The following is a 17,401-nucleotide window of genomic DNA, read 5'->3' as shown; positions in this document are numbered from 1 at the left end:
CGCTTCTCTACCACAGGCCTGCGAGCCGCGGTTCTTCGTGCGTGACAACCTCGATGAGCGCGGCCTGACCGGCAGCGATCCTGTTCAGGGCGCGCAGCAATGCGGGCCGCAGGCTTTTCGGTTCCGTCACGCATTCGCCATAGCCGCCAAGGGCTTCGGCGATCGGCGCGTAATTGCCCGTCACCCGGTTCGCGTCATATTTCGCGGTGGCAATCGGCATGCTTTTGGCATAGCCGCCGAGCACGTTGTTGCGCAGGACGACTGTCAGGACCGGCAGGTTGCAGCGCACGGCGGTTTCGAAGTCGAGTCCGACCATCCCGAAGGCGGACTCGCCCATCAGATTGACGACGGTTGCTTCAGGGCGGGCGAGCTTTGCCCCGATCGCAAAGCCGAGGCCGCTGCCAAGCTGGGTGGTCTTGCCCCAACCGATATAGCTGCCGGGACTGCTTGCAACGTAGAATGGGCAAAACTGATCGCGCGGGTTGCCGGCATCATGCGTGACGATCGAATTTCTGGGATCGATTGTCTGCATGATCTCCCAGACGACGCGGTAGGGCGAGATCGGCGTGCTGTCGGATGTCAGCAGCGGCATCCACTTTTCCATGAAGGCCTCGCGAATGGCGGCGATTTCTGCAGCTGGTCGGGGGCGTTCGCCGAGCGGCAGATAATCACGGCGGATAAGGTCAATCATCTGCTTGAGGACAGAGGCTGCATCTCCGATCACCCCTTGAGCGATCGCATAGTCCTTGCCAAGATCGGCCTCATCGAGCGTCACTTGCAGGATGATTTTGTCGTCCGGGACTGGCAAGATGTAATAGGAACGCGTCAGGCTGCTGCCGAGGGCGAACACCACATCGGACTTTGCGAGGAAATGGTCGACCGTGGCAGGTCGCGCCCGGCCGGCCGTGCCCAGAGCGAGGGGATGGTCTTCGGGAAAACCGCTCTTGCCATTCGGCGTCGTCATGACCGGAATGTTCAAGAGTTCGGCAAGCTCGACCAGTTCCTGCGAGGCTGATGCCGACAGCACCCCCTGCCCTGCCCAGATGATCGGGTTTTTCGCCTCCAGAAGTGTTTCGACCAGACGGGCCACCTCGCCATCATCAGCCTGGGGCTTGCTGCGGCGTGGGCGTCGGTGATCTGCCGGCAGGGCATCGACCTTTTCGGCCAGAAGATCGACTGGCAGTTCCAGCAACACCGGCGCCGGCCGTCCGTTTCGAACACGCGATATCGCCGCATGCATCAGTTTCGGCAGATCGGCGACACGCGTCGCGGCCTCGCACCATTTGGTGATGTGGGTGAAGTTGCGGCGGGATTCGAAATTCGGAGCCACTGCCTCCGAGCCCCGCGGATAGCCGGTCGGCAGGAACAGCATCGGCACGCCGTCGTTGAAGGCCTGGGCAATGCCGGCAAAGGCGCTTTCGGCTCCGGGACCGTATTGGACCGTGACCACGGCAAGTTCCCTGCCGGCAGTCGCGCGGGCATAGCCTTCCGCAATGTTGACGGCGACGCGTTGCGTGCGGGCGATGATAGGGCGAATGTCGAGTTCGGCAGACGCATCGAACAGTTCGCTGGCCGGGAAGCCGATGATCTGCTTGACGCCCTCTTCCTTCAATACGCCGGCGACATATTGCGCGCCGTTCATCGCCTGCGTCTGAGCGCTCAGCCTTTCGGCCGGCTTGGCCTGGTTGCCGTCAGCCATGGCGGGAGAAGCCCTCATGGTTGTCCATCCAGTGGCGCGCAATATCCTCACGACGCATGAATGCGGCACCTGGCGTTTTCTTGACGTGCTCAATGACATCACGCAGCCCCGACGCCCGATTAGGCTGGCCCATCCAGCGGGCATGCACGCCGATCGTCAGCATCCGTCCGCCTGTCTCGTCGGCTTCGCCGATCATGTAGTCGATCGCCGAGCGGCAATCTTCGACAAAGTCGCGCGGGTTGCTGTAGCCCGGCGCAATGAGATAGCGGCTGTCGTTCAGCGTCTTCGAATAGGGCACCACGAGAAGCCGCGTGCCCTGGTGATCGAGGAAATAGGGAAGATCGTCGTTGCAAGGGTCGGAATAATAGAGGAAGCCGCCTTCCCTGACGATCAGATCCCGAGTGTTGACGCTTGGAAAGGAACGGCAATTCCAGCCCAGCGGCCGTTTGCCGGTCAACTTCTTGTAAAGAGCGATGGCGTCATGCAGCTGCCGCTCCTCCTCATCGCGAGGCATGCCGGAATATTCGCTCCAGCGCAGGCCATGGCCGAGCAGGTCATGGCCACGAGAATTCATCCATTCGATGACCGCCGGGTTCTTCTCCAGCGCAACCGCGCAGGCAGAGACCGTCACTGGAATATCGTAGCGGTCAAACAGGCGCGCTAGGCGCCAGACGCCGGCGCGGCTGCCGTACTCGAAATGCGTCTCGGTACCGAGATCACGCAGCGGCGGGCTATTGGGAATATTGTATTCGCCCCAATTGTCGTTTCGCCCATCGTCGAGCCAGGAATATTCGGCGCCCTCCTCGTAGTTCAGCACAAGGTTGATCGCCAGCTTGACGCCACCGGGCCATTTCATGACCGGCGGCTTCGGGCCGTAGCCGATAAAATCGCGCAATTGGTCTTTTGCAGCAGCGCCCATCACTTTCCCTCGCTCTGATTTTCGTGTTCGACGATCCAGTCCATGTAGTCGTGGAACGACTGCTTGGCGCCGCGTGGCTGCCAGCCCGTATCCCGCGCGATGCGGGCGATGTCGTAGGCACCCCACATGCCGTCCTTCAGGGAGACGTCCTGGATGATGTTGGCGGTTTCCGCCGGGCTCACTTCAACCTGCAGGCCAGGCGCACGCTCCCTCGCCCAGCCGATGATGTCGCCGATTGTCGACGTCTCACCGCTGCCGATGTTGTAGTGCCGGTAACGCAGGCGCTCTGCTAAGAGCAGCGCGATGATCGCATCAGCCACGTCAGTTGAAGTGAGATAGTCGCCGACCGGCTCCAGGCTGTTCGGCCGGATGGTCTGGCCGGCAAGCGCCATATGGGCGACGCGGTTTGGCACATGCCGGAAATTGCGGCTGTCGGTTACCCGATCCATCGGCCCGTAAACCGAAGCAAGCCGGACGGAGGCTGCCGACAGACCGAAGAGATCGGCGTAACGGTTGACCACCATCTCGGCAGCAAATTTGGAGATCCCGTAAAGCGTCAGCGGCGCAACATAGCCATCTTCGGGAAGCGGTTCGCCCGTCCAGTCCGGCCCATGGTGACGGTAGACGGAGCCCGAACTGACAAAGACGAAGCGTTCAATGCCGGGACGCTTTCTCAGCCATTCGAGAATGTGCACGGTGCCCATGAAATTGACATCGACGATTCTGGCGGGATCTTCGGCTTCGGGCTGGCGCTTTGCCTCTGCGGCACTGCCGCGCGAGATGGGGGTGACGGTCGCGCCGTGCACCACGTAGCGGATATCGTGGCTGTCGAGTGTCGCTTCCCACTGGGCGGGTCTGCAGATGTCGGCCGTAACCACGGTCAGCCGATCGCGGACCGGCGCAAAATAGCGCTCCGCCATCGCATCCAGGCCAGCGCGATCGAGAATGACGACGCGTGCATCGGCATCGCGTTCGAGCCATTCCCGTGCAAGGACGCTCATGACGAAGCCGGTTCCACCGGTGACGAGAAGGGTCATTTCAAATCCATCCAAAGATTTTCAACCAGGTATCAGCGCGTCGCGTAACCGCCGTCGGCCAGGAGATCGGTTCCGGTGACGAACGATGCATCCGACGACAACAAAAATGCGGTGGCGGCGGCTATTTCCTCCGGCTGCCCGATGCGTCCGAGCAAATGCGCAGGCCCGAGCCCGGCATTGGCCGCTTCGAGATCCGGCCACCGTTGCAGCAGCCGCGGAGTGGCGACAGCACCCGGCGAAAGGCTGTTGACGCGGATGCCATCGGCCGCGTGGTCGACCGCCATCGCCTTGGCGAGATGCACGAGGCCCGCTTTGGCGGCGCAATAGGCGACGGCCTTGCCGGTCGCCACATGGGCGAACTGCGATGCGATGAAGACGACCGATCCGCCGCCGGCCGCAATCATTGCCGGAAGTGCGTGCTTGCTGGCCAGAAAGGCGCCGGTCAGGATGACATCGATCTCCAGGCGCCACTGTTTTTCGGCAAGATCGGTGACCGTGCCGTCCATGGACGGTGCTGCAGCGTTGTGCACGAGCCCGTCCAGATGTCCGAACCGTTTCACACTGCTATCCACAACACGCCTGACTGACGCATCGTCCGTCACGTCGCACTGGATGCCGAAAGCCTGGGGGCCAAGGGACTGAGCGAGCGCGGTGACGCCATCGAGCGATTGATCCGCACAGATCACCGAGGCGTTTTCATCGATGCAGCGACGCGCGATCGCCGCGCCGATACCGCTCGCAGCACCGGTCAGAAAGATCACCTTGCCATCAAGGCGTGACATCGCCGCCGTCATGATGCAAGCACCTTCGAAAGACCTTGCTGCGGCGGGAACGGCCGCTGACGGGCGATGAACTGGCCCCGTCCCGGCTCGGCCATGATCTTTCCATCGTCCCAGACGATGTCGCCCCGTGAGATCGTCATGATGGGCCAGCCCTTCACGACCTGCCCTTCATAGGGCGTGTAGTCCGTCGCATGATGCAGCAGCGAATTGGTGATCGTGACGCTGCGATCCGGATCCCAAATCGCGATATCTGCATCTGCGCCAAGCGCAATCCGTCCCTTGCGGAGATGCAGACCGAAAAGCCGCGCCGGGGCGCCGGCGGTCAGATCCGCGAATTTCTGCAGCGAGATCAGCCCACCGTTCACACCAGCGGAAAACAGCAAAGCGAGCCGCGTCTCGATGCCGGGAATCCCATTGGGAATACGGTGGAACGGCGTCCCCGGCCCGCCCGCGATCTTATCCGCATAATGCCAGGGCGAATGATCCGAAGAAAAAACCTCCAGCGTTCCGTCCAGGATACCGGCCCAGATTGCCGGCTGGTTGGACTTATCGCGCGGCGGCGGCGTGCAGACGCATTTGGAGCCGGAGAGATCATGGGTGTCGATGTCTTCGGCCGAAAGGAAAAGATATTGCGGGCAGGTTTCGGCGTAGATCGGAAGCCCGCGCGCCTTGGCGCGGCGGATCTCCTCGACGGCGCCGCCAGCTGCAACATGGCTGACGAGGATCGGGGTTTCGATCAGTTCCGAAAGGCTGATCGCCCGGAAGGTTGCTTCCCGATCGCCGATCGCCGAATGCGCCTTCTCATGATAGCGCAGTTCGGTCTTGCGGGCGGCGATGAACTTTTCGGTCAACCAGCGAATGCAGGCGTCGTTTTCGGCGTGAACCATGACCATTGCGCCCTGCGCGCGGGCAAGGTCGAGCACATTCAGCACCTCATAGTCATCGAGCTTCAAACCGTCATAGGTGAGGTAGATCTTGATCGAGGTACAGCCTTCGGCGATCAGCTGAGGAATTTCGTTGCGTAATACTTCGGCTGAGGGATCGCCGACGATCAGATGAAAACCATAGTCGATCCGCGCCTTCGGACGGGCGCGCTCATGATAGTCCTCGACGATATCGCGCAGCGACTGGCCACGCATCTGCATGGCGAAAGGCACGACGGTGGTCGTCCCGCCGCACATCGCCGACAACGTGCCGGTGTTGAAATCGTCGGCCGTCGCTTTGCCCTCCCACGGCTGCTGATCCATATGGCAATGGCTATCGACCCCGCCGGGCAAAACCAGTCGCCCCTCTGCCGCGACTTCATTTTTTCCTTCGGGCAAATCCGGTTCCAACGCCGCAATCACGCCGTCGCGAACGCCGATATCGATCTGCATGGTTGCATCCGGCAGAACCACCCGGCCACCACGGATCACCAGGTCATAAGGCTTGGCGGACGTCATTCGCTTCCTCCCGAAACGAGGCAAGGCTTGGCGGCGCCGATCGGACGGCGCAGCAGATTGAAGCACGCAGCAACAGCGACCAAAAATGCTCCACTGCCAAGAAGAAGGAAGAGCGCCTGCGGCGTAAACTGCTCCATCATCTGTGCGGCAAGCCCAGGCGTCATGATGTTGCCGATGGAATACAAAAGCAGAAGGCTGCCCGACGCGGAAACCATATGCCGGCTGTCGAGCCGCGAATTGGCGTAGGCGATGCCTACAGGGTAGATCGTCAGCGCGACTGCGCCATAGGCAAAGAAAAGGCCGTAGAGCAGCGCCTGCGGCCTTACTCCCGGCCACGCGATTGCCGCACACAAACCAGCTGCCGCCAGTCCCTGCAGAAGGAGCAGCACGCGCCGGTCCATACGGTCCGAAAGCCATCCGACCGGCGCCTGGGCAAGCATGCCGCCGAGGCTAAAAGCCGTCACTAGCGTCACCGCAACGGCAGCATCGAGGTTCACCCGCTCCGCATAGATGGGCGTCATCGTATAGACGTTCATATTCGTCATGCCGGACTGGAAGACGCAAACGACGGTGACCGGCGCTAGAGCAGCGAGCCGCCAAATGCCATACCGATGCCCGGAGTGGGCGTTACCCGCATCGACCGTCACCGCCAGCGGCAGCCGCAAGACAGGCCAAGGTCCACCAACAAAGCGGGCGTAGATCAGTCCAAGCAGGATCACGCCGAGCACGATCTGAAAGAGATGGGGAGAGTCCGCTCCGGCCGCTTCGACAAGCAATTGTGCAAATAGCGTCGCCAGCGACGTCATCAGCATATAGAGCGAGAAATAGGCTCCGCGGTTCTTCTGGTCAGCGTAAAGATTGATCCAGCTCTCGGAAACGACGAACAGCGTTGCGATGGAAAAGCCGTTTATCAGACGCAGGCAGAACCAGACCGGAGCGACTTCCGTCAGCATGTAACCGCAGGCGCCGAAAGCGGCGAGCAATGCCACGGCCAGGAAAGCCCGCTCATGACCGAAGCGGACGACCATGATACGGGCTGACAGGCAGCCGGCAAGGAAGCCTATGGGAAACGCCGTCAGCAACAACTGGACGATATGGGGATCGATTGCGGGGTCACTAAGGTGAAGAGAAACCGTCGTCGTCAAAAGAGAATTGCCAGTCGCGACGATGCAGATGCTCGCCATGACATGCAGGATTGCGCGAAGCCCCGCGGCCCTCCGCCAGAAGTCACCAATCGTCCTATCGGGATCGCGCATCATTATGCCTTTTCGGCGGGAGCAAGGACGGAAGGCCGGGCCGCGAGATCTGCCTGATCGATGTGGCAGAGAATCTCATGCGTCTCGGACATCTTGCGCAGCGGCGGCGGAGCTGTGTCGCAGATGCTGCCGAGCTTACGGTGGCACCGCGTTGAAAAACGGCAGCCGGCGGGTACGTTGACCGGGCTCGGTGTTTCGCCGGACAGGCGAATACGCTCGCGCGGCGTTTCATCCGGATGCGGGCTGCGGATCGCCGAAAGCAGTGCTTCGGTATAGGGATGCGCGCCCTCGCCGAAGACTTCCTCGACGGTTCCCTGCTCCATGATCTTGCCGAGATACATGACCACAACCTTGTCTGCCACGTGGCGAACCAGCGCCAGGTCGTGGCTGATGAACAACATCGTGGCATGCTTCTCCCGTTGGATATCAAGGAGGAGCGTCACGATCGCGGCCTGCACCGAGACGTCGAGCGCCGAGACCGGTTCGTCGGCGACAATGAGCGAAGGTTCAGCCGCAAAGGCGCGCGCGATGGCGATACGCTGCTTCTGGCCGCCGGAGAGCTGGTTCGGCTTTCGATCGGCAACGGCGGGAGACAGCCGCACCATCTCGAGGAGCTCGCGGACACGCTGCTCGATCTCGGCCTTTCCCTTGCGAATGCCGAACTTCTTGATCGAACGGCGAATGGAGAAGGCGGCCGAGTGCGAAGGGTTGAGCGTACTATCAGGATTTTGAAAGATCATCTGAACCTGCTGCAGGAGTGCGCGTGGTCGCTCACTGGCCTGCAGCCCGGCAATGTTTTCGCCCGCCATGCGGATTTCGCCTGACGTCGCCTTATCGAGACCGGTCACGATGCGCGCAAGCGTGGATTTTCCGCAGCCGGACTCGCCAACCAGCGCGACGATCTCAGCTGTTGCCGCTTCGAAACTGACCGCTTCGTTTGCCTTGACGGTCTTCTGGCGGCCGACGGGATAGAGACGGTTCACATCGGACAGCGTTATCGCCGCCGATCTCGCGATGCTCTGCACCTCGACCGGAGCAAAGGTTGCTTCCGTTGCCGAAATTTCCGGCCAGCGGACGCAGCGCACCAGATGGTCTTCCGCCGCCGGCTCTAGAGCAAGGTCCGGACGGTCGCAGAGGCCGGGGACGAAACTCGAACAACGCGGCCCGAAAAGACAGCCTTGCGGCCTTTCCTGCGGCAGCGGGATAGAGCCCGGGATAGCGGCAAGCGTGCGGCTGCGCTTATCGCCGGTAATATCGGGAATGCAATCGATAAGGCCGCGCGTATAAGGATGCTTCGGCCGGCGGAATACCTCTGATGTCGTTCCCTCTTCCACCATCTCGCCGGAATACATGATGCCGAGACGATCGCAGCTCTCTGCGATCAGGCCGAGATTGTGCGAGATGAACAGCAGGCTGGTCGAATAGCGTTGGCGCAATTCGGCGATCAGATCGATCACCGCAGCCTCGACGGTCACATCAAGGCCGGTTGTCGGTTCATCGAGCAGCAGCAGGGACGGTTTGGCAAGCAATGCCATGGCGATGATCACGCGCTGCTGCTGGCCGCCGGACAGCTGATGCGGATACCGCTTCATCATGTCTCGTGGGTCTGGCAAACGAACGTCGGCAAGCATCGCCTCCGCCATGGCCACGGCGTCTTTCTTGCTGGCGCGCATGTGAAGCAAAGGCACTTCGGCAAGCTGCGCACCGATCGTCTTGACAGGATTGAGCGCGCTCATCGGATCCTGGTAAACCATCGCAATCTGCCGCCCGCGGATGGAACGCAACTCCTTGGGGGAGGCATCGACCAGCTGCTTGCCGTTGAAGCGGATGCTGCCGCCGGCAACAACGCCGGTCGCGCCGAGATAGCCCATGATCGCCATGGCCGTGGTGCTCTTGCCGCAGCCCGATTCACCGACGAGACCGTAGCTTTCACCCGGCATGACCTTGAATGAGAGATCGGGGATCGCAACCACCGTTTCGCTCTTGCCGCGAAACTCGATACGCAGGTTCTGAATGTCGAGAACGGGTTCACGATCAATCGATGGCGTGATGGACATGGCCGCTCCTTGAAGATTGGACGCGATGATGTTCATGGTTTCCATGCCTCCCGCATACCGTCAGCGAGAAGGTTGAAGCCGAGGACCAGGCTGACGAGCGCGAAGGACGGGATCAGCGACATGTGCGGCCAGACATTCAGGACAGTGACGCTCTCCTTGACCATGCCGCCCCAATCGGGGTTCGGTGGCGGCAGGCCGAGGCCGAGAAATCCGAGGATGCCGATGGTGATGATCGTGTAGCCGATGCGCAGACAGGCATCGACGATCAGCAGGCTACGGCAGTTCGGCAGCAACTCGACGATCATGATGTAGAGCGTGCTTTCCGCACGCAGCTTTGCCGCCGAAATATATTCCTGTTGCTTGAGGCCGAGCACCAGGCCGCGGGTTATGCGGCCGATACCGGGCGCCGAGGCAATCATCGTTGCAATGACGATATTCAGGACCGACGGTCCGATATTGGCGATCAGGATGACGTAGATAACGAGAACCGGAAAGGCCAGGATGATGTCCGAGAAGCGGCTGATCAGCACATCGACCCAGCCGCCATAATAGCCTGCAATCATCCCCATCGTGATGCCGACGATCATGGCAACCGCCACAGACAGCGGCGCAACGGAAAGCACTGTGCGGGCGCCGAAGATCAACCGTGACAGCATATCACGACCGAGAATATCGGTCCCCAACCAATGGGCAGCGGAAGGATAGGGGTTGCTCATCGCCATGACATCGGAATCCGTCGGCGATGGAAGCGGGAGGATCGGCGCCAGAAGTGCCGCAAGTACCCAGAAGAGAACCAGGCAAAGACCGACGACGGCCGTGTGCGAATGAAAGATGCGCATCCAGTTGGGCCTTGTAGCACGCTTTGGCGGTGCGGCGACTGCTCCGGTGATGTTGTCTTGAACAGCCATGATTTACCTCACCCGGATGCGTGGATCGAGCAGCATGTAGCCAAGGTCGCCAAGCAACTGCGTGATGACGGCGATGGCAACGGTGATCAGCGTGGCGGCCTCGAGCGTTGCGATATCGCCGAACAGACTTGCATCGAGGATCAGGCGCCCGAAGCCCGGATAGGCAAAGACGAGCTCGGTGACGACGACGCCGCTGATCAGGAAGTTGATTTGCAGCAGGAGCACGGTGAACGGCGCGATCATCGCATTCCGCAACGCGTGCCCGAGAACCATGCGGCGCGTGCTCATGCCCTTCAGGATTGCGGTGCGGATATAGGGCCGCTCCATGACACCGATCATCGAAACGCGGATCATGCGGGCCACATAGCCGAAGTCATAGATGACGAGCACCGCGACGGGCAGGACGAACTGATACGGTACAGCCCAGCCGCCATCGCTGTTGAGCGGGCTGGTGCCTGGCAGGATCGGCCAGAGGATCACGAAAAGCGTCACCAGGAAGACGCCTGACGCAAACTCCGGAATAGAGGTGAAGGTGATACAGATGACCGATAGCGTCCGGTCCAGCACCCCACCTTCTTTCAACCCCGAGAGGATGCCAAAAATGATCGACAGCGGGACGATCAGCAGGAACGCCAGCCCGGCGAGGATGGAGGTATTGCCGAGACGATCCCAGATGACATCGTTGACGGGCAGCTTGTTCAGGGTGGAGTAGCCGAAGTTACCGAAATACTGGGCGCCGCGCGGATCCTTGAAGTTTAACCCGGTGGTCGGATCCTGAAGCGGATCGGGGATTGCGCCGACGAGCACACCGAGCCAGCGGCCGTAACGCACCAGCAGCGGATCATTCGCCTTCAATTTCTCCGACAGCAGGTCGACCTGCTGCTGGGTGGCGAAAGGACCGAGCGACTTGCGCGCCACGCTGCCGGGAGTGAACTCACAGACGGCGAAGACGAGAAACGAGGCGCAAAGCATCGTCACGAACATCATCGCCAAGCGTTTCAGGAGAAATGTCGCCATAGCCGGAGGAATCCGCTGACTGGGCCTAGCACCCGACCGCGCGAACGCGGCCAGGCGCCAGCCGGGAGGTTACGCCGAGATCGCGTACTGATGCGCGAAGATGTATTGCGAAGGATGGAGCTCGAAGCCCTTGACCTTCTTGTCCATGACGGTCGAGAACAGCCGCCAGAAGGGCTGAACGATCGGCCCATCATCCTGCATGATCGCCTCGATTTTCGCCATGACCTTGCTGCGTTCCTTCGGATCGAGGATGCCCTCGGCTTCGGTCAGCAGCTTGTCGAAATCGGCGTTGGAATAATTGGACTCGTTCCAGGCGGCATTCGAACGATAGGCAAGCGACAGTGTCATGATTGCCAGCGGCCGGTGGCCCCACGCGGTCAGGCTGAAGGGAGCCGTCGTCCAGACTTCCCAATATTGGGCGCTGGGCAGGGACTTGATGTTGATCTTGACGCCGATGTCCTTGAACTGTTCGGCGAGGACCTGCGCCGTGTTCAGTTCCCAGATCGGATCGGGACGCGTGACCATGTCGAATTCGAAACCGTCCGGATAGCCGGCATCGCTCAGGAGCTTCTTCGCTTTCTCGATGTCGCGCGGATATTTCGGCAGCGCAGCATATTCGGGATGCGAGGGCGCGACGTGATGATCTTCGGCAGGAACGCCGGCACCCAGAAGCGCGGTCTGGATGACCTTGTCGCGGTCAATCGCATAGCGCATCGCCTGGCGCACACGCTTGTCTTTGAACTGCTCGATATCGGGATGCATACGGGCGACCACCGTCTGGGTCGTCTCGACCTGATACACTGCGACATGCGGGAAACTCTTCATCGCATTGATCTGAACAGCATCGGCCTCGGACAGGCCATCGATCTGCTTGGAGGCCATGGCGGCGATACCGGCACCCGGATTGTCGCCGAGGTCGACATATTCGAAAGTGTCGAGATAGGGACCCGTGCCCCAATAATCCGTGCGAGCCTTGTACTTGGCGCTCTTGCCGACGACGTATTCGGTCAGGATAAAGGGACCGGTGCCGTTTGCATCCGCCCCGAAGGCGCCGTTCTCTTCCGGATCGGTGATGAACATCGGGTAGTGATAAAGGTGCTCGGGCACTGCAATCTGCGGCGAGGAGCAGTTGAGGCGGACGGTGTGATCATCGACCTTCTCGATGGCGTTGTCAGCCCAAAGTTTGCTCGACTTCTTTGGATTGCCCTTTTCGTCCTTTTCGCCTGTTTCGAATTGCTGCACGAGATAGCCGGTGAAAAGGCCAAGCATCGACGAGCCAATTGCAGGATCGCAAACGCGCTTCAGATTCCAAACCACATCATCTGCGGTCAGCGACCTGCCCTTGCGCCATTTGACGTCCTTGCGCAGATGGAGCGTCCACGTCTTCAGGTCGTCGCTGACTTCCCATTTCTCGAGGAGATAGGGATGGGTGATGTTATTGCGGTCAGTGAGGGTAAGATACTCGCAGACCTGGCGGATGACGTTCGACTTCTCGGCGAAGTCGGCCAGATGCGGATCCTTGATCTCCATGCAGCGCATGCCGATCCGCAGGTTTCCGCCTTTCGGCATGTCCTCGGCCTGCGCAATATTGCCGGGCACCGGTACGCCGGCCAGAGAATAGGCGGCTGCAGCAGAAACACCGAGCAATGTCGCCTTACGCAGGAATTCTCGACGGCCGATTGAGCCGCTCGACATCTGTTCGACCAGTGTCGGAATATAGGAATGCTGAGTCTTGTCCACGGTAGTCATCTCCTAGTTAGCGCTTTAACTGTTCCGTCTTCTTGTTGGTTGGACCGGTCGGCGGCGTTCGCCCAAGGCCTCGGTCGCAGAGGACTTTTGTCCTTCACCCATCCGTCTTCATCAAAATTAAAACGGGATGGACCTTTGTGACATGCAGCGACCCGACATCTTTTCTGCGCGGATCGACATTGTTCAGGTGACCGGTATCTCTCGCCGCCTTTCGACCTTTCGGGTGGCAGCAGGGTTTTCGCTAAATCGTATGCGGTAAGAGCGACCGAAATGGGAGGCGGACTGATAGCCGCAGATTTGGGCAATTTCCCCAATTGCCAGCTCCGTGTAGGTCAGGAGCTCTCTTGCGCGCACCATGCGAAGTTCGATGTAGAAATTGGTGGGGCTTTTGCCAAGATTGGCGTGAAACAGCCGTTCAAGCTGCCGAAGCGAGAGCGCAACGCTGTCGGCAAGGTCGGAAATCTCGACGGGATCCGCAAGACTTGCTTCCATGCGGCGGACCACAAATGCGAGCTTGGCATTCTTGATGCCGAAGCGGTCTTCGGGTGACATCCGCTGGACGTCGTCCTGGCGCCGTATCCGCGCGTGATTGAACTGATCCGAAATCAGTGCGGCCAGCTCCCGGCCTTCGACGGCTGAAATTAGGTAAAGCATCATGTCGAGCGTGACCGTGCCGCCCGAGGAGGTCAGAAAGCGCCCGTCGATGGCGAAAATGTCGTCCGTGGCGAGACAGTTCGGGAACTCGCTGCGAAAGCTTGCAAGCGACTCCCAGTGAACCGCACAACGCCGTCCTTCCAGCAATCGGGCCTTCGCCAGAAAGAACACGGCCGTGCTGACCGCTCCGAGCACGCATCCCTCGGAATAGATGCGCCTTAACCATGCAAACACATTGGCATCATAAGCGTCGGCATAATTGATGCCGGCGCAAAGAATGACGATATCGCAACGCGGTGCCCCACCTATCGCAGCATCGGCGTCGAAGCCCAATCCGCTACTGGATTTCACATGGCCGCCATCTGCCGACAGGATCAGCCACTCGAAGGCCTTTCGCTTTGCCAGGCGGTTACCCTGCCGGAGGGAGTCGAGTGCGGCGGCAAAGGTCATCAGCGGGAATTCAGGGACCAGAAAGAAGCCGATCCGGATTGGCCGGTGGCCCTGCGCCAATTGCTTCAAAGTGTAGGTGTGGTCAGGCATAAAAAAGCTCGATACTTTCTTGGAACCGGACGCGCATGATGACCGACGCTAGCCACCGAGCGTTGGGAAAGGGAGTGGGCACCTTCCAACCAGCGCCCTCGCCCCGTTCAATAACGATTTTCATTGGTCGAACACCCCGCGGCCACTCTGCTACGGTCGGGGGAGCTCGCGATGTGAAGCTGGTTTCAATCGCATTCGCCAATAGCAACAAGTTACCGTGCCGGCCACCGAGCAGCAAGCTTCGATGCTGGTGATGCCTGACTGACGGTGACGTCACCGATGTAGTTCGAGATGGTTGTACGGCTCACCACGTCTCGCTGGAATGGGAACTGGGTCAGGATGCGATGCGCTTCGCGGTCGGGGTACTTGCCGGCGAGAACCGTCGAAACGTTTACTCCTTCCTCTCTTGGTCTCTCTGCGACGACTTCGCTTTCGGATGTGAAAGTAATATCGGGTTGTGGCTTCCTCCGCGGAAAGCAGCTCAACTTCTTTCTCACCGAGAGGTCCAAGCCTCAGAAGCAACTACGCTATGAACTCTCCGCCATCTCAGTTTAGTGGAAGACAATACAGTAACGATGTGCCATTTGATGCAAAAAACGGCTGTTATTATCCCGTCGATTGTGTTATTTACTAGAAAAACGCGTCAGGCGCCGGAACTTCGTGTTGCGTGATCTGTTTATTCGCGGATATGAAGAGCGCGAGATGTCGTGACCCCTCTTCACAATCCGCTTTCCCTGCATGCGAACTCGGCCCCGCCATCTGGCGGGGCTTTTTTGATGTCCAGGCGCCGTCAGGTTCCAAGCCTCGAAATCTCACGTGCTGGTCTGTCAATGCGTCGACCTTTTCGTTCGGGCGGTGATCCGCGCAGCGACCCGCCTGGCAGCGGCATTTTCGGCAGGCGCCTTCGGCTTGGCGCGAGGCGTAGCAAAAAGTTTGCTGCTCCGTCTGCCCCGCCTCCCCAATGCGGCAGGACGCCTTACTCGATATCTTTCAGCGCATCGAGCGGGCCGATCAGCGCCGTGCGTGGTGGCACGAGTGTCGGCCGCACCAGATGCGTGATTGGCGGGCGGCGGTCCGCATCGAGGATCGCAAACCCCTTTGTAATCATCGTTTCGCTGTCCTGCCGGATCATGAAGACGGGGAAAGGCAGGAAAGAGCCGAAGGGATCGTAGTCATAGCAGCCGACGATGATATCGGCGAAGGTCTCGTGCGGATGCAGGGCGAGGAAACGCATCAGCCCTTCGAGGTTGATCGAGGAATTGACGAAGAATGCGCGCGGCAGCTTTCCGTGGCCTTCGTAGAAGGCTTCGAAGGCACGCGCCGTCATGGCCGGGGAATAGCCCGTCGGCTGGATGCAGATGTCCGGATCCGCGCCCAGCAATGCGCGCTTTACGTCGCGGAAACCGCGAATTCGCTCATGGCTGGCATGGTCGTTGCGGCCGCCGAACAGGTACAGATCGTCAGGTGAAAGCGGTCCATCCTCCTGCGCGCGTTCGATGATCGCCTGTGTCAGCATGCGCGCACCTTCATGATTGTCGCTGATGACCGACGGCGCCAGTGTACCGGGCAGATCGATGTTGACGTGCTTCAGTCCTGCCTTTTCGCAGACCCTGTGCACGCCATCCGGATCGGTTGCGCCAGCGATGAAAAGCTCGTCGATCGAATAGGAGATCAGTGTCTCGACGACCTTGCGCTCCTCTTCCGGATCGCGACAGGCACTGACGACGAGGGGGCACTGGCCGCGGCTTCTGACCTGTGCTTCGAAAGACTGCGCCATGGAGGAGAAATAGCGGTTGTCGTGCACCGGCAGCAGAAGACCAACAAGACCTGAGCGGGACGAACGCAGGCCACGGGCCTGCAGGTTTGCCGTATAGCCGTGCTCGTTTGCCAGGTTCTGAATAAGCTGCGCCGTCGCCTCCTTGATACGCCGCTTCCGCCAGCTCCCGTTCAGCACGGCGCTCACGGTCGAAGGCGACGCACCCGATAGCATCGAGAGATCGTAGATCGTCGCCTTCTTCTTGCCGATGTCGGTCATATCTCGCCTTTCCTTTGTCGCTTCCCTTAGAAACAAACCCCTCTTGACGAAAGCCCTGCCTTGATCGATAGTCATTGCACCATCGATTGTGCAAAAAAGAAAGATCGATTGTGCAAAGATGGTTCGCCGGAGGAGGCGAGATGGGAGGCAAGGGTATTCCCTCGCCAAGAAGCAACCAGGAACAACCTGCCGCAAACCGGCCGGTGGTCGTCGTTCGTATGAGCGACCTTTGAGGAGGAGTGAGGATGAGGAGCCTTATCGTAGCGGCATTTGCCGCATCGCTGTCGCTTGCCGGGGCGGTGGTCGCGTTTGCGCAGGACGCGCCGAAGGTCGGCGTTGTCGTCAAGATCGGCGGCATTCCCTGGTTCAACGCGATGGAAGCCGGGATCAAGGAACAGGGCCAGAAATTAGGCGTCGATGCCTTCATGATCGGCCCGACTAGCGCCGATCCGGCGCTGCAGGTGCGCGCCATCGAGGATCTGATTGCCCAAGGCGTCAAAGTCATTGGTGTGGTTCCGAACGATGCCAAGGTGCTCGAGCCCGTGCTCACCAAGGCTCAAGCCGCCGGCATCAAGGTCATTACGCATGAATCACCCTCGCAGAAGGGCGCCGACTGGAATTTCGAACTCGCATCGGCCACCGGCTTCGGTGAAGCGCATGGCAAGCTGCTCGCCGAGAAAATGGGTGGCAAGGGCGAATATGCCGTCTTCGTCGGCTCGCTGACCGTGCCGCTCCACAACGCCTGGGCGGATGCCGCAATCGCCTATATCAAGGCAAATTACCCGGACATGAAGCTCGTCGGCGAGCGCTACGGCGTGGCGGAGGACGTCGACAAGAGCCGCTCGACGGCGCTCGATCTCATTGCCGCGCATCCGGATCTGAGCGGCTTCCTCGCCTTCGGCAGCCAGGGTCCGATCGGCGCTGGGCGCGCCATCGAGGAACGCCGCAAGACGGGCAAAATTTTCGTGCTCGGCCCGTTCTCGCCCGGCCAGGGCCAGAAGCTGATCAAGTCCGATGCGATATCGGGCGGCTTCATGTGGAATCCGAAGCAGGCCGGCGAAGTCTTCGTCACACTCGCCGATCGCCTGATCAAGGGCGAGAGCGTCAAGGAAGGTGATGACATTCCGGGTCTCGGCGTGATCAAGCCTGTTGGTAACGACATCATCGTCGATCAACTGCTGCCGATCAACAAGGATACGGTCGACGACCTGGCCGCAATGGGCCTCTGAAGAGGCCCCCTCCCCGGGTGTCGGGCTGGTCCATGTCGACCGGCCCGGCGTTCGGGAAAGAGAGCGGTATCCGGCGA

At 60.3% G+C, this 17,401-nt stretch carries 13 protein-coding genes; 1 reads left to right on the top strand and 12 read right to left on the bottom strand.

Features of this window, described 5'->3' with window-relative positions:
* Positions 1-7: 7 nt before the first annotated feature.
* The 12 genes from FFM53_RS25855 to FFM53_RS25800 form a co-directional block, all read right to left on the bottom strand.
* Entirely contained in the window at positions 8-1,717 is a 1,710-nt protein-coding gene (locus FFM53_RS25855) for a thiamine pyrophosphate-requiring protein (protein ID WP_246413288.1), read from the bottom strand.
* Positions 1,692-2,618 (bottom strand): allantoinase PuuE, encoded by a 927-nt coding sequence (locus FFM53_RS25850; RefSeq protein ID WP_138388919.1) that lies wholly within the window; start codon positions 2,616-2,618, stop codon positions 1,692-1,694. The genes FFM53_RS25855 and FFM53_RS25850 overlap by 26 nt, the downstream gene beginning before the upstream one ends.
* Complete coding sequence (locus FFM53_RS25845; protein ID WP_138388920.1) at positions 2,618-3,655, bottom strand: NAD-dependent epimerase/dehydratase family protein; 1,038 nt, start codon at positions 3,653-3,655, stop codon at positions 2,618-2,620. Before FFM53_RS25845 ends, FFM53_RS25850 begins: the two co-directional genes overlap by 1 nt.
* Positions 3,656-3,687: 32 nt before the next feature.
* Entirely contained in the window at positions 3,688-4,449 is a 762-nt protein-coding gene (locus FFM53_RS25840; protein ID WP_138388921.1) for an SDR family NAD(P)-dependent oxidoreductase, read from the bottom strand.
* On the bottom strand, positions 4,446-5,879 hold the full coding sequence (gene hydA, locus FFM53_RS25835; protein ID WP_138388922.1) for a dihydropyrimidinase: 1,434 nt from the start codon (positions 5,877-5,879) through the stop codon (positions 4,446-4,448). The genes FFM53_RS25840 and hydA overlap by 4 nt, the downstream gene beginning before the upstream one ends.
* Positions 5,876-7,138: an MFS transporter gene (locus tag FFM53_RS25830; protein WP_138388923.1), complete on the bottom strand. Its 1,263-nt coding sequence runs from the start codon at positions 7,136-7,138 to the stop codon at positions 5,876-5,878. The genes hydA and FFM53_RS25830 overlap by 4 nt, the downstream gene beginning before the upstream one ends.
* Positions 7,138-9,228, bottom strand: coding sequence for a dipeptide ABC transporter ATP-binding protein (locus tag FFM53_RS25825; RefSeq protein ID WP_138388924.1), 2,091 nt, complete (start codon positions 9,226-9,228; stop codon positions 7,138-7,140). The genes FFM53_RS25830 and FFM53_RS25825 overlap by 1 nt, the downstream gene beginning before the upstream one ends.
* Positions 9,225-10,100, bottom strand: a complete 876-nt coding sequence (locus FFM53_RS25820; RefSeq protein ID WP_138388925.1) for an ABC transporter permease — start codon at positions 10,098-10,100, stop codon at positions 9,225-9,227. The genes FFM53_RS25825 and FFM53_RS25820 overlap by 4 nt, the downstream gene beginning before the upstream one ends.
* Positions 10,101-10,103: 3 nt before the next feature.
* Positions 10,104-11,117, bottom strand: a complete 1,014-nt coding sequence (locus FFM53_RS25815; protein WP_138388926.1) for an ABC transporter permease — start codon at positions 11,115-11,117, stop codon at positions 10,104-10,106.
* Positions 11,118-11,186: 69 nt separating this feature from the next.
* Positions 11,187-12,866, bottom strand: coding sequence for an ABC transporter substrate-binding protein (locus FFM53_RS25810; RefSeq protein WP_246413286.1), 1,680 nt, complete (start codon positions 12,864-12,866; stop codon positions 11,187-11,189).
* 183 nt (positions 12,867-13,049) lie between these two features.
* Positions 13,050-14,060 carry a GlxA family transcriptional regulator gene (locus tag FFM53_RS25805; RefSeq protein ID WP_138332965.1) on the bottom strand — a complete coding sequence of 337 codons (1,011 nt, stop codon included), beginning with the start codon at positions 14,058-14,060 and terminating at the stop codon, positions 13,050-13,052.
* 976 nt (positions 14,061-15,036) lie between these two features.
* Entirely contained in the window at positions 15,037-16,095 is a 1,059-nt protein-coding gene (locus tag FFM53_RS25800) for a LacI family DNA-binding transcriptional regulator (protein WP_138332966.1), read from the bottom strand.
* A 245-nt stretch (positions 16,096-16,340) separates the two neighbouring features.
* Between FFM53_RS25800 and FFM53_RS25795 the strand changes: the two genes are divergently transcribed.
* Entirely contained in the window at positions 16,341-17,324 is a 984-nt protein-coding gene (locus FFM53_RS25795; RefSeq protein WP_138332968.1) for an autoinducer 2 ABC transporter substrate-binding protein, read from the top strand.
* Positions 17,325-17,401 lie beyond the last annotated feature (77 nt).

The sequence above is a fragment of the Rhizobium indicum genome (genome assembly GCF_005862305.2).
Taxonomy (GTDB): Bacteria; Pseudomonadota; Alphaproteobacteria; order Rhizobiales; family Rhizobiaceae; genus Rhizobium; species Rhizobium indicum.
The sequence above is the reverse complement of the archived record's forward strand: the minus strand, read 5'-3'. Positions and strand labels throughout refer to the sequence as shown.